Origin of the sequence: Microbulbifer echini (genome assembly GCF_041447225.1) — a bacterium.
Taxonomy (GTDB): domain Bacteria; phylum Pseudomonadota; class Gammaproteobacteria; order Pseudomonadales; family Cellvibrionaceae; genus Microbulbifer; species Microbulbifer echini.
This window is the reverse complement of the sequence record NZ_JBGMEL010000009.1, coordinates 145,820-159,449: the sequence shown is the minus strand read 5'-3', so window position 1 is coordinate 159,449 and position 13,630 is coordinate 145,820. Positions and strand designations below refer to the sequence as shown.

The 13,630-nt window shown below is 55.4% G+C and carries 13 protein-coding genes; 9 read left to right on the top strand and 4 right to left on the bottom strand.

What is annotated here, in order from left to right; all coding sequences use genetic code 11:
* The first annotated feature begins 21 nt into the window (after window positions 1-21).
* The 7 genes from ACCI51_RS10885 to ACCI51_RS10855 all read left to right on the top strand — a co-directional run bounded on the left by ACCI51_RS10885 (window position 22) and on the right by ACCI51_RS10855 (window position 5,856).
* A complete protein-coding gene (locus tag ACCI51_RS10885) occupies window positions 22-399 on the top strand; it encodes a VOC family protein (RefSeq protein ID WP_371843570.1) in 378 nt (125 codons plus the stop codon).
* Between the two features lie 38 nt (window positions 400-437).
* On the top strand, window positions 438-836 hold the full coding sequence (locus ACCI51_RS10880) for a DUF6632 domain-containing protein (protein WP_299582228.1): 399 nt from the start codon (window positions 438-440) through the stop codon (window positions 834-836).
* 134 nt (window positions 837-970) lie between these two features.
* Window positions 971-2,470, top strand: coding sequence for a catalase (locus ACCI51_RS10875; RefSeq protein WP_371843569.1), 1,500 nt, complete (start codon window positions 971-973; stop codon window positions 2,468-2,470).
* A gap of 56 nt (window positions 2,471-2,526) precedes the next feature.
* A complete protein-coding gene (locus ACCI51_RS10870) occupies window positions 2,527-2,997 on the top strand; it encodes an ankyrin repeat domain-containing protein (RefSeq protein WP_371843568.1) in 471 nt (156 codons plus the stop codon).
* A gap of 160 nt (window positions 2,998-3,157) precedes the next feature.
* Window positions 3,158-4,144, top strand: coding sequence for a serine/threonine protein kinase (locus ACCI51_RS10865; RefSeq protein WP_299582237.1), 987 nt, complete (start codon window positions 3,158-3,160; stop codon window positions 4,142-4,144).
* Between the two features lies 1 nt (window position 4,145).
* The gene (gene cysE, locus ACCI51_RS10860; protein WP_299582240.1) at window positions 4,146-4,973 is read left to right on the top strand and encodes a serine O-acetyltransferase; all 828 of its coding nucleotides are present in this window, start codon (window positions 4,146-4,148) and stop codon (window positions 4,971-4,973) included.
* Window positions 4,974-5,046: 73 nt separating this feature from the next.
* On the top strand, window positions 5,047-5,856 hold the full coding sequence (locus ACCI51_RS10855; protein ID WP_371843567.1) for a GNAT family N-acetyltransferase: 810 nt from the start codon (window positions 5,047-5,049) through the stop codon (window positions 5,854-5,856).
* A gap of 21 nt (window positions 5,857-5,877) precedes the next feature.
* Here the strand turns inward: ACCI51_RS10855 and epmA are convergent, their stop codons facing one another.
* The 4 genes from epmA to ACCI51_RS10835 form a co-directional block, all read right to left on the bottom strand.
* The gene (gene epmA, locus ACCI51_RS10850) at window positions 5,878-6,918 is read right to left on the bottom strand and encodes an EF-P lysine aminoacylase EpmA (protein ID WP_371843566.1); all 1,041 of its coding nucleotides are present in this window, start codon (window positions 6,916-6,918) and stop codon (window positions 5,878-5,880) included.
* The gene (efp, locus tag ACCI51_RS10845; RefSeq protein WP_299582249.1) at window positions 6,887-7,459 is read right to left on the bottom strand and encodes an elongation factor P; all 573 of its coding nucleotides are present in this window, start codon (window positions 7,457-7,459) and stop codon (window positions 6,887-6,889) included. The genes epmA and efp overlap by 32 nt, the downstream gene beginning before the upstream one ends.
* 344 nt (window positions 7,460-7,803) lie before the next feature.
* Window positions 7,804-8,598 carry an aldolase gene (locus ACCI51_RS10840; protein ID WP_299582252.1) on the bottom strand — a complete coding sequence of 265 codons (795 nt, stop codon included), beginning with the start codon at window positions 8,596-8,598 and terminating at the stop codon, window positions 7,804-7,806.
* Window positions 8,599-8,775: 177 nt separating this feature from the next.
* Window positions 8,776-9,486, bottom strand: a complete 711-nt coding sequence (locus ACCI51_RS10835; RefSeq protein ID WP_371843565.1) for a TenA family transcriptional regulator — start codon at window positions 9,484-9,486, stop codon at window positions 8,776-8,778.
* A gap of 651 nt (window positions 9,487-10,137) precedes the next feature.
* On the opposite strand from ACCI51_RS10835, the gene epmB reads away from it, so the two are divergent.
* Complete coding sequence (gene epmB, locus ACCI51_RS10830) at window positions 10,138-11,193, top strand: EF-P beta-lysylation protein EpmB (protein WP_371843564.1); 1,056 nt, start codon at window positions 10,138-10,140, stop codon at window positions 11,191-11,193.
* 307 nt (window positions 11,194-11,500) lie between these two features.
* Window positions 11,501-13,588 (top strand): EAL domain-containing response regulator, encoded by a 2,088-nt coding sequence (locus ACCI51_RS10825; RefSeq protein ID WP_371843563.1) that lies wholly within the window; start codon window positions 11,501-11,503, stop codon window positions 13,586-13,588.
* The last annotated feature ends 42 nt before the right edge of the window (window positions 13,589-13,630 follow it).

Here is a 13,630-nt window from a genome sequence, read left to right as displayed (position 1 = left end):
CAAGACAGGGAAGACTTGCCAATGTTGGATCACATCAGAATACCGGTAGAAAATTTTGCCCGCTCCCGCGATTTTTATCGCCAGGCATTGGCGTCGATTGGCTATGAGTTGGTCATGGAATTTGATCAATCGGCGGGCTTTGGTTGGGCGGATAAGCCGGAGTTTTGGATTTCCGAGGGGGGACAGAGTAGTGCCCAGCTGCATATTGCCTTTCGCGCAGAAGAGCGTGAAGTGGTGCGCAATTTTTACCGGGTCGCATTAGAGGCCGGCGCTACCGATAATGGTGTTCCAGGTATCTATGAGCAGTATCACCCGGATTACTATGCCGCCTACGTACTCGACCCCGATGGTAACAACCTGGAAGTGGTCTGCCATTTGCCGGGGGATTTGCAGGAATAATTGAATCAACCGGCCCCTGTTCGATCAGTGAGAGCACCATGGATGATATCGCCCGCGCCAAATACCTACCCATCGCCCTGGTTATCGTCGGGCTGATATTTATTATTGCCATTTACCCAATGATGATGTGGGTATGGCCTTCGGGTTGGGGGTGGACGCCACGACAGCCGGAGTATGAGCAAATGATCCTGGGGATCTACGCTACCCTGGGGGTCTTCCTGATTCGCGCGGCAAAAAATCCCGCCGCCAACGCCAGTTTGATCTGGTTTACTGTGTGGTCTAGCCTGGTGCACGCCACAATTATGTTACTGCAGGCTCTCTACGACCACACTGAGCGCACCAACCTGGTGGGAGATATCCCGGCCCTTTACTTGGTGGCCGGTGTGCTTTGGTATCTTATGCCTAAACATAGTTTTAAAAAGCCTGGGGAAACGTGAGAGAATTTTTCTTTTTCAAAGCAATTGATTGATCCCCGCTATAAGAGCGATAACAAGGTCTAATTTCTCTATTATTACGCTCGTCTATAAGCTCTGCCTCTGTGATAGAAATAGTTGTAGGGGCAAACTTACCAATGAAATACCTTCCTTTATTTGCATTAACTATCGGCCTGATAGGCGGTGCCAATGCAGAGACTCTGACCCGCGACAACGGTGCGCTGGTAGGCGATAACCAAAATGCGCAAACCGCGGGAGAAAATGGTGGAAACCTCTTGCAGGACGTACATCTTATCCAAAAATTACAACGCTTTGCCCGTGAGCGTATACCCGAGCGGGTAGTGCATGCACGTGGTACAGGGGTTCATGGTGAATTTGTGGCGACGGCGGACCTTAGTGATTTAACCCGCGCCGCTGTTTTTGAACGGGGCTCCAAGACGCCGGTTTTTGTGCGCTTTTCCACCGTCATTCACTCCAAAGGCTCACCGGAAACTCTGCGCGATCCGCGTGGATTTGCTACAAAATTTTACACTGAAGAAGGTAACTGGGATCTGGTCGGCAACAATCTGCCGGTATTTTTTATCCGCGATGCGATTAAATTCCCGGATATGGTTCACTCACTGAAACCATCCCCGGTCACTAACCAGCAGGACCCCAATCGTTTCTTTGACTTCTTCAGCCATGTGCCGGAAGCCTCACATATGCTGAGCTGGGTCTACTCCGATTACGGCACACCGGCTAATTTACGCCAGATGGATGGCTGGGGAGTGCACGCGTATAAATTTGTTAATGACAAGGGTGAAGTGAGCTATGTGAAGTTTCACTGGAAAACCCGCCAGGGAATTAAGAACCTGACTGCGGAACAAGCGGCGGAAATTCAAAGCCGAGATTTTAGTCACGCGACCCGAGATATGTATGCGGCGATTGAGAAGGGCGATTACCCCAAATGGGATTTATTTATTAAAGTCCTGAAGCCCTCTCAGCTGAGCCGCTTTAATTACAATCCTCTAGACGCTACAAAAATGTGGCTAGATGTGAAGGAAACCCAAGTCGGCACCATGACTCTGAATCGCGTGCCTACGAACTTCTTCCAGGAAACCGAGCAATCTGCATTTGCTCCGGCGAATCTCGTTCCCGGTATTGAACCGTCGGAAGATCGCTTGTTGCAGGGCCGTGTGTTCTCCTACTCCGATACACAGATGTATCGCTTGGGAGCCAACCACCAGCAATTGCCAATCAACCGACCCCGTGTAGCGGTAAGCAACTGGAACCAGGATGGTGGGGGTAATTACGGCCAACAGACTTCGGATGTGAACTACCAACCGAGCCGTATTGATGCGCGCAATGAAGACCCTAAAGGTCTTTACAGCCGTAAGCCGTTAACAGGCAGTACCCAGCAGAAAGCGATTGAGAAGACATTGCCATTTGCCCAGGCGGGTGTTTTCTACCGCAGCCTGAGTCCAGAAGAGCGCCAGAACCTGGTAGAAAACCTAGCCGGTGACCTGGGTAAAGTGCGCGACAGCAATACTCAGCACCTTATGTTGAGCTACTTCTACCAGGCCGATAAAGAGTACGGCCAGCGCCTGACCAAAGCGGTGGGCGGAGACCTTGGACGAGTGAAAAAGCTGGCTCGGTAGGTTGAACCAATCTGCGGGGGGCTCGGGCCTCCCGCATTACCTGTACAGGTGAAATCATGAGATTCCTAGTGTACGCGCTACTCTTGCTCAGCGCCGTTGTTCAGGCAGGGGAGCCGGGAGAACGGGACTCCGACGTTGCCGAGCTCGCCCAGTATTATTTCGCTGCCGCGCGAGTGGGTGATACCGAGGTACTGCGTGAATTTTCCGAAGCGGGTTTTCCCTTGGATTTGCGCAACCCTAAAGGCTATACAGCCCTGATGATCGCGGCGTATAACGGCAATGCGGGTGCGGTGAACTACCTCTTACAAAAGGGTGCCGACGCCTGTGCGCAGGACCGCCGTGGCAATACGGCGTTGATGGCGGCTATTTTTCGTGGCGAATTTTCCCTCGCCCGAACTCTGCTGAAGCAGGACTGTGATCCGGAGATGGCCAACAAGGCCGGACATTCGGCGGAGGACTTTGCCGAGGTCTTTGGCCGCGACCAAGTGGTCCGGATGCTGCGACAACACCGCGGAAGTAGCGGCTAAAGCCTCCTCTTGGGTGACCTGCATAGGATGCCGGCGCCGCTGGGCATAAGGTTTGCCGCTCTAGCCGATCCATGTGGCGGGTCAGTGCGGCTATTCTGTGTTTGTCCCCGCCCCTGCCAGCGCGTTAGCATAGCCAACCGATATTCAGTTGGTACCCGCTATGACTCAGAGCCACCATCCCTACGAAGCCCTCACGCCGGACGTGGTAATTGACTGTGTCGAGAGCAGCGGGCTCCTTTCCGACGCGCGTATATTTCCCTTGAATAGCTACGAAAATCGGGTTTATCAGGTGGGCATCGAGGGTGCCGAGCCATTGATCGCGAAGTTTTATCGCCCGGGTCGCTGGAGCGATGAGCAGATTTTGGAGGAGCACCGCTTCACTCTGGAAATGGCCGAAGCGGAGGTTCCGGTGGTGGCGCCGCTGGCATTCGATGGCCGCACATTAATGGAATCGGCCGGCTTTCGTTTCGCCCTGTTCCCACGCCGCGGTGGACGCCAGCTGGAGCTGGATAATTTCGAGCACCTGGGGCAGGTGGGTACCATGCTAGGGCGTATTCACGCGATTGGCAGCGCCAAACCTTTTACCCACCGCCCGACCCTAACGCTTCAGCATTTCGCGATCGACAGCCGCGAATTTATTCTCGGTGGCGATTTTCTGCCGAGAGAGAATCGCGAGGCCTACGCTTCTGTGACCGGGCATATTATTGAACAGGTCGCGCCATTGTTTGAGCGGCAATGGGATATGCTCAGGCTGCACGGGGATTGTCACAGCGGTAATTTCCTCTGGCGTGACGATACTCCCTGGTTTGTGGATTTGGACGATTGCCTGATGGGCCCGGCAATTCAGGATATCTGGATGCTGATTTCCGGCAATCGCGCGGAGCAGACCGCCTACCTGGAGGCGGTGTTGGAAGGTTATGAAACCTTCTATCGTTTTGATCCACAGCAGTTACAGTTGGTGGAGCCGCTGCGCTGCCTGCGCCAGATGCACCACGCAGCCTGGCTGGCAAGGCGCTGGCAAGACCCGGCTTTCCCCCAGGCATTTCCCTGGTTTAATACCCCCCGTTACTGGGCGGAACATATACTGGCATTGCGCGAGCAGCAATCGGCGCTGCTGGAACCCCCTCTGACACTGGGAGCGGTTTGATATGGAAAAGTCCACCGTGGGCGCTTCGTGCGCCGAGACAAATACGGATTTACTGTGGGAGAGAATTCGCATCGAGGTGACGCAACAGGTTGAGCGAGAACCAATTCTGGCCAGCTTCCTGCACGCGACCATTCTCAATCACAGTTCTCTGGAGGCGGCTCTCAGCTTCCATCTGGCCAATAAACTGGACAATGCGGTGGCACCGGCGCTGTTGATCCGCGAAGTGATTGATGAGGCGTTGGCGGCAGATCCGTGCATTGGCCACGCTGCGCGTGCGGATCTGAATGCCACTTACCTGCGTGATTCGGCCTGTAAGTCGCTGCACGAGCCCTTTCTGTATTTCAAGGGATTCCACGCCTTGCAGGTACACCGGGTAGCCCACTGGCTGTGGAAACAACAGCGCCGTTCTCTGGCTATGTTTTTACAGCACCGGGTGTCGGTGGTGTTCAGCCTGGATATCCACCCGGCGGCAAAAGTGGGCGAGGGTATTTTACTCGACCACGCCACCGGTATTGTTATTGGTGAGACTGCAGTGGTAGAGGACAACGTGTCCATCATGCAATCGGTAACCCTTGGCGGTACCGGTAAGGAGAGCGGCGACCGCCACCCGAAGATCCGCTGTGGGGTTTTGATCGGCGCAGGCAGTAAGGTGCTGGGCAATATCGAAGTGGGGGAGTGTGCCCAGGTGGCTTCTGGTAGTGTCGTGTTAAAGTCGGTGCCGGAAAAAACCCTGGTGGCCGGTGTGCCGGCTAAGGTGGTGGGTCCGGCGACCTGTGCCCAGCCGGCCATGTCTATGGATCAGTGCGCGCTTTCGCAAGTGGAAAAGTAGCGACTACAACCCCGCCGGCTGCGGGGTTTTTCGCCCCCCAGGGCAATGGATAAATGGAACTATCCTTGTACCCATGAAATACAGTCTCAGCGCCAAAAATCTCGTCTGCCGCAATCTTGAGGCCCACGCCAGTTACTGTGCGGGCTTACTCAATCCCAATCACACGAAGGAGATCACTGGTATCGTTCGCAGTGATACCGGATTGCTGACTAGCCGGCTCAATCAGGCGGTTTCCAATACGGTAATGTTGCCGCGCATACTGCAGCGATTTGCCCTGGATTATTTTGCCGAACGCCATAGCCCCTTCACCCTCTGGCACAGTGCCTCAAAGCCCCTCGATGACGACGCCCTGGCGCAGCTGGGATTGCAGCGCAAGCAGTCCCAGGTTGCCATGGCTGCAGAAGTACAGCGCCTTGCTGTGCAGGGCGCCGCACCTTCCGAGGGGGATCTGACAGGAGATGAATTGGAGGTATCGGGGGTCAAAAAAGAGGAGCTGGCCACCTACGGGGAAGTACTGGCGGCAGAATGTAGCAGTGCGCAGGAGGCTGCCGAGCTACAAAAATTCTATATCGCGCTTGCGGCGATTCCCGAGCAGCGGCGCGCGCGGCTCAGATTTTTTTTGGCGCGATTGGAAGGTGTACCCGTAGCGGCTGGTTGTTTATTTGCCTCTGCCGATGCTTTGGGCCTCTATGACCTGACCACTCTGCAAGACTACCGGGGGCGGGGTATTGGGCGCAGGTTATTTCGCCACCTGCTTGAGCAGGCTCAGGCCAGCCATCACCGCAGCCTGGTTGCGCTGGTGCCGGCAGAGCGCCAGCAGCTGCCGTTGGATTGCGGTTTCTTTGCCGTCGGTGAAGTGGCGCGCTATCTTTTCACGCCTTGAGCCCTCATCGAGCGAATCTGATTACGCGCGCTCAAGGGGAAAAGCGATGACATCCTCAATGCTTTTATAGCCGCCGGCCAGCATCAATAAACGATCTACCCCCAGGGCGACGCCGGCACACTCCGGCATGCCCGCCTGCAGCGCCATCACCAAGCGCTCTTCAAATGGATGGACAGCGCTACCATTCTTTTTGCGGTAGGCTTGATCCGCCTCGAAGCGACGCATCTGTTCCGCGCTGTCGGTCAGTTCCCAGTAGCCGTTAGCCAGCTCCAGCCCTCCTACATAGGCTTCGAAACGCCGTGCCACCAGGGTGCCGCTCTTATCTGGGATCACCTTGGCGAGTGCGGCTTGATTCGCGGGAAAGTCATATAGCAGGGTAATACCCGCACCCATGGCCCGTTCCAGGCGGTGGCTCATTAGGAGGTCCAGGCACTCACTGCGATCATTGGGCGCAAAAGCCAGGTCCATTTCCCGCTCGACACAGCTTGCCAGGGCTTGGTCACTGGCACTGTGTGGGTCCAGTTGCAACTCGCGCTGAAATAGCTCCCGGTAGCTCAATGACTGCACCTGATGCCTACCCAATATTTGGCAGAGCAGGTCCGCCACTTCATCCATCAGGCGTCGATCATCCCAGCCGCAACGATACCATTCCAGCATGGTGAACTCTGGGTTGTGGCGGCGGCCGGCCTCTCCTTGGCGAAATGCTTTGCCCAGGTAATAGCAGTCGCCGATACCGGCGGCCAGGAGACGCTTCAGGGCAAATTCTGGGCTGGTGGCCATGTAGGCTGCGGTACCGACGCACTGGGTCGTAATGGACTCGATATGGGGGTCGCTGGTGGCGCGGCGAGAGATTACTGGCACTTCGGTTTCGAGAACCTGGCGCTGGGCAAAAAACTGGCGAATTTCCGCCAGTAGCGCGGCGCGTTGGCGCAGGGCTGCAAGGGTGGCGACGGGGCGCCAGGAATCAGCGGTCATGGAATTGGCTCGGACAGTGGGCGGCCGGGTGGCCGCCCACAGGGGGTGGGAAAACTCAGTCTTCTTTGGCGCGGCCCAGATATTCACCGGTGCGGGTGTCCACCTTGACGGTCTCACCGATCTCGAGGAACAGCGGGACTTTTACCACGGCGCCGGTTGCCAGGGTGGCGGGTTTGGTGCCGCCCTGGGCGGTGTCGCCGCGCAGGCCCGGATCGGTGTCGGTGATTTCCAGGATGACGTGGTTGGGTGGGGTTACCGCCAGTGGGGCACCGTTGTACAGGGTGACGGTGCAAACGTCCTGTTCTTTCAACCACTTGGCCGCGTCGCCCACCGCGCTAGTGCTGGCCTGGTGCTGCTCGAAAGTTTCGGGCTCCATAAAGTGGAAGAACTCTCCGTCGTTGTAGAGATATTCCATCTCGCGGTCCATTACGTCCGCGGATTCCAGGCTCTCACCGGAACGGAAGGTGCGTTCCCATACGCGGCCGGTTTTCAAGTTGCGCAGTTTTACTCGGCTGAAAGCCTGGCCCTTGCCAGGTTTGACGAACTCGTTTTCCACAATAGAGCAGGGGTCGCCATCGAGCATTACCTTGAGGCCGCCCTTGAATTCGTTGGTGGAGTAATTAGCCATAGCAATTAGAGCCCTTTTAAGTCATTTATCTCTTTGATATTTAACGAGTTTTTCCATTGTGTAAAAACCGGCCACGGCCCGCTCCACCCCTGGGATTCCTGTTCGCTCCCGGCAAAAAAGGTAGCTGCAGGCGACTCGTCCGGCCGCGGCGCAGAGACTTTAGCGGCGGCCCTGAAATGTTGGGGCGGGATTATACAGGAGGGTGGCGGCTTGAACGAATCTACACAGCATTTGTATCGCGGTATTGCCTGGCTGCGGAGGATTTCACTGTGTGTTTGCCACGGCGCGGTTGCAGCCCGCGAAGCGCAGACACTGCGGGCTGGCGAACCTCTGTGTATAGCGTATCAGCTGAGGGGAGTGTCATTGGACTTGTCAATGTCCCGCAGCAGGCGCCTAGCATAATAGGCGAAAGTGGCCTGGCTGCGCTTTTCCTGCAAGATCCAGTCGTGGGCTTCACGGCCGAGTTCCGGGGCGATGTCCTGAATGGTCCCGGCAGATTCTGCCAGTATTTGCAGCTGGGCGGCGCGCTCGCATTGCAGGGCCATAGAGCAGGCCTCTTCCACCGAGCGACAGGCGATGATCAGGCCGTGATGCGCGAGCAGGATCGCGCGCTTATCGCCGATCGTCTCAGCGATAATTTCTCCCTCGCTATTCCCGACCGGCACACCGGGCCACTCCTTGAGGAAAGCGATATCGTCGTAGAGCATGCAGGCGTCCATGTGGGAGATTTTTAGCGGGCGCTCCAGCATGGACAGTGCGGAAATATGGATCGGATGAGTGTGTACGATGCACTTCACATCCGGGCGCGCGCGGTAAATCCAGGTGTGGAAGCGGTTGGCGGGATTGGCCATGCCGTCGCCGGAGAGAACCTCCAGGTCCTGGTTGACTTCCAATAGATTTGACGCGGTGATTTCGTCAAAACCCAGACCCAAACGCTGGGTGTAATAGTTACCGGGTGTTTCCGCCCGGGCAGTAATCTGCCCGGCCAGGCCGGAGTCGTGACCATGGGCAAAAAGAATGCGGCAGGTCAGCGCGAGCTTTTCGCGCAGGGACCATTCGGGCACACCCAGGTGCTGCTTCATGGATTCGCTGGCGCGCTCAATCAGCTCGCCTTTATTCATTGATAGTGTTTCAGCCATAGTTAACTCCAACGCTTACGGCACTGGGTTTTTAGCGATTGTGGCTCGACGTGCAGCGGCCGCTAAAAAAGCCCATTCAGTTTTTAAATTTCTCGTACAACAGGTGTGGATACTTCGCTGTTGCAAATACTGGTCTATGTTGTGCCCAGCCCGCTTAGTAGGCTGGGCACAAGCGGTTTAGGCGGGTATGGCTTGGGGGTGTGATTGGCGCGAGGTGCGGTAGGCCGTTTCGATGGAATCGAAAAACTGTTGGCGGGCCTGAACCAAGCGGCGCCCGGCACCGAGCATCACATCCAGTTGCGAAGCGTCTTTACTGCCGATCTCTACCATAATATCGCGGATAGTTTCCGCGTGGCCGTCATCACACTCGATGTGCAACAGGAAGAAAGTCAGCTGTTCATCGGCAACGCCGCAGGCGCGGAAGCCGGCTACGATATCGCTGTACAGATCCGGCACCAGTGCCTCGGCACCCAGGCAAAGTGCGCCCAGGCCGGAGCTTGCGCGGAGGTCGCGGCAGTGTTGGAACATGGTGTCGACCAGGTGTTGAGTGCCCGGCAGAATTTCTGCATTTTCCAGGCTAAGGTCAAAGTGTTCGAGCATCTCGCGGTAAATTTCTGCGTGGGGTTTAGGGCTGTCTGGTTCCAGGCCCAGTTCTTCCATCAGGTTTTCTGCCAGTTCATGCACTTCTTTATTGCTGGGGAGATTTGCCATCATTGCACACAGATAGCGCACAAAATAGCGGCTGTAAATTCCCTGTTGGACCAGGAAAATTTTCAGTTCTTCCATGGTTATGGAGCCATCGCGGCAGCGCTTGAGGAATGGATGAGCGCGAGTCTGCTCAATCAGTAAATCTTTATTGGCCTCAAGTAATTCGAGCTGCATTTCCATCGAATTTTTCCTTTTTATAATTCCATTTTTTATTGGGCGGGGGAGATTCCCATTTTTTATTGAAATTCGAGTGCACTGAATTCAAATAAGACAAAGTTGTTATCGCCTTGTCTTTGGTTAAATTAACATCGTATTAACCCTGTTGTGAATGGGGAGATTGTGAAGAATTTCCTAAGGAAATTGGTACTGAAAGTAATATTTTTATACTGATGGTTTATTTTTTACTAAGTGTGTTGTTTTTCCTCTGAAGGATATTTTCACTCAGGTTTGCACCGAAGTTTCCACTTCGCCTTTAGGCTATGGCGCGCGTATGCACAATAAAGTTTCAGATAGCATCTGCTGGTATTTTGTGCGGTTTGGCGGATATTTAATTGTCGATTTTTTTTTGTTGTTTCTGTGACAAAGTTGAATAAATACGACGAGAGGAATATAGGCACTATGCCCCCAGTTTGGGTGTGCTGATGTAGAAAGTGGTGCTGGGGGCCTGAACAGTCGATGTTTATTGGTTTGCGAGACGGGGTGACCATACGGTTTCGGAGGACTGTCCCATTGGAACGCGATACATTGCGCAGGGACTGCCTTTGTCCGGATCGGCTTCTGGTACAATGACGCTTTCTCGTTTTTGTGTTACTCCTTTCTGTGCGTATTCCTATGGCGAAATCTCCAGCCGTCGACAGCGAACTGATCGATATCCGCGAAACCCGCCGCTGGCAGGATGAACTTTCAGACCTGGTTACAGATCCCGAAGAGTTGATTCAATTATTACAGCTCGATCGGGCCCAACTGCCCTGGGCGTTGCGCGCGAGTGAGAAGTTTGTCCTTCGGGTACCGCGCCCATTTATTCGGCGCATGCGCTCCGCCGATCCCAATGATCCACTATTGCTACAAGTATTGCCCGGTGCCGCGGAGCTGGAGGCAGTACCTGGTTTTAGTGCCGACCCCCTACAGGAAGCTGAGGCCAACCCGCTGCCGGGAGTCGTACACAAATACCACGGCCGCTTGTTGTTCATTACCGCAGGGCAATGCGCGGTTAATTGTCGCTATTGTTTCCGCCGTGAATTCCCCTACGGCGATAATCATTTAAACCGACAGCAGTGGTCGATGGCACTGGATTATGTGCGCGCGCGCACCGAGTTGCGTGAAGTGATATTGAGCGGTGGCGATCCCCTGGTACTCGGCGATCGCCAGCTCGGCTGGCTCGCCGGTGAGCTGGCACAGGTGCCACACCTAAATACACTGCGTATTCACAGTCGCGTACCCATAGTGGCACCGAGCCGTATTACCGATGAATTGCTGTCCTGGTTTAGCCAGTCGCGGCTGAAACCGGTGCTGGTGTTGCATTGCAATCACGCCAATGAAATTGATAAAGAGGTACGTGCGGGCCTGGTGCGATTGCGCGATGCCGGTGTGACTCTGCTCAATCAGGCGGTGTTGCTGCGCGGAGTAAACGATAGCTGCAGTGCTCTGGAAGTATTGAGTGAAACTCTCTTCGATGCGGGGGTATTGCCCTATTACTTACATCAGTTGGATAGGATCAATGGAGCGGCACACTTTGAGGTGGACGATAGCGAGGCTCTGCAGCTGATTGCGCAGCTGCGCCAGCGTATGCCGGGTTACTTGGTGCCAAAGCTCGTGCGCGAAGTGCCGGGTGTCGCCTCCAAATCTCCGCTAGAAAATTGCACTAACGCATCGCGTCTCGATAAATAAAAAGCGGGCCTACTCAAACAAAATGGGCGTCGAATTGATCTGGGCTAAATGCGCGGCTGGGTCTATCTATATAGTGTCCGCCGCGCTTTTGGGCTCGGTAATGTCCACCATTTGAAAGATCTTATCGGCTCGATAAGTGATGACTCATTCGCATAGAAATAATTTAGGGCGCATTTTTGTGGCAGGCAGATTTGTGTGACTTGATTCACGTGTACCATTCAGATGTGCTCTTGTATGCCACCACAGGGGCCCCCTAAACTTACCGCACGCGGTTGCGGTGCGCCGCCCTGAATAAATAGAGCAAATAATGAATAGCAACGACACTATCAGACTCCTCCTGATTCACGATACGCCCTCAGAGGCGCAGCGCCTGGTAAGCATGCTGCACAATGCCGGCAGACCCAACCGCGCCAAGCATGTTGCCAGTGAAGCGGTTTTTACCCGCTTGCTACAAGACAAAACCTGGGATCTGGTGATTGCCGCAGAGAGCAGTACCCAAGTTCCCCCGGCAGTGGCCTTGCGCACTATCAGCAAACTGCAAAAAGATGTGCCGGTGATCCTTCTGAGTGAGCGTCGAGGCTCCCAGCCCGTGGTGGAGGGGTTAAAGCAGGGGGCACGGGATGTGGTGACAGTGGATGAGGACCAGCACTTGTTGCTGGTGATTCAGCGAGAAATGACTGCGCTCGACAACCGCCGCCAGGCGCGGATACACGACCGCCGCTATCACGCGACACTCAAACGCGCCAAGGAATTGCTCGACAGCTCTAAAGACGCCATCGCCTATGTGTCTGATGGCCTGTTGGTGTATGCCAACGACTCCTTTGCTGAGCGCTTCGGCTTTGAAAGCGGCGAAGAAGTCGAGTACCAACCGCTGATTGATATGCTCGCGGAAAATGAGCAGGGAGGGGCGCGGGAATTCCTCAAGCGCTGCGCCATTGACAATAACGAAGTGGAGGCTAAGGAGTGGCGGTTCACTGCCAGAACTCTCAGTGGCGATCCACTCCCCACCCGCGCCGAGGTACTCAGTACCAACTATGATGATGAACGCTGCTTACAGGTGCGTATTGCCACTCGCCGCGGTGACACCGAGCAACTGGAGGCGCAGCTCAGCGATATCAAAAACCGCGATTCTCTCACCGGTCTGTTCAACCGCCAGCACTTCCTGCAATTGCTGGATTCCACCATTAAGTCTTCCGCGGAATCCCGCCGCACCGGCGGCCTAATGTTTATTCAGGTGGACCGTTTCGGTGAGGAAGTGCAAAAGACTGTGGGGGTAGCCGGTGCTGACGTATTGCAAAAAGCCATGGCCGAATTGTTGCAGGGTTGCCAGCGCAGTGGCGATACCCTGGCGCGTTACAGCGACGACAGTTTTTGCCTGCTGAGTCCCGACACTACTCCTGACAGTATCGAGCTGCGCGCCAAAGATATGCTCAAGAGAATTGCCGATACGATCTTCGATGCTGCCGGTAAGACCCAACAGGTGACCGCCTCGATCGGGATCTCCCTGTTGAGCGAGGCCTCCAGTGGTGCTCAGCAGGTATTGGAGCAGGCGCAGATCGCCCATAAACAGGCGCTCGGCGAAGATGGTCGGGGTGGCGCTTTTGCCCTGTATGAACCGGATACGGAAAACAGTGCCGATGCCGGCACCTATCATCGCGCCCGAGTGGTACAGGCCCTGGAGGCCGGCAATCTCAAACTGCTGTATCAGCCGATTTTGAGTCTGCAGGGTACCGGTGAGCAGATGTACGAAGTCTTGGTGCGTATGCTCGACGAAAAAGAGGAACTGGCACCACTGGCCTTCCTACAGGAACTCGGTGATGCGGGGCTGTCCGCAAAGATGGATCGCTGGGTGATCCTCACCGCGATCAAGGCTGCCGCAGCCGCCCGGGCTGAGGGCAAGGAAGTGTCGCTGCTGTTGCATCTCACCACCGCTTCATTGCTCGACAACAGTTTGCCGGCCTGGTTGGGTGTGGCCTTTAAAGCGGCCAAGTTGGTGCCCGGCTCGGTGATTTTCCAGCTGCGCCAGGAAGATATCACCAGTAACCTCCACGCCGCGCGTGACTTCACCATCCAGGTACAGCAGCTCGGCTGCCAGGTGTCCGTGTGCCACTTCGGCACCGGCCTGAACCCCTTCAAAGCACTGGAACATGTAAAGGTGGACATCGCTAAAATAGACCCGTCGTTTGTGCGCGAAGTGCAGGATGAGGGCGAGAGCAGCGAAACATTAGCGGGTCTGGTGCAGCGTCTGGGCGAGGCGGAGACTAAGGTGATTGTGCCGCATATTGAGCAGGCCAGCATGCTGCCCACCCTGTGGCAGACCGGTACAGATTATATCCAGGGATATTATGTGCAGGCTCCGGCGGAGGAGATGAGTTTCGACTTTAGCCTGGATTGAGAAGGGCCTTTTCAGTTTAAGGCCGAAAAAAACGCGCAGCTC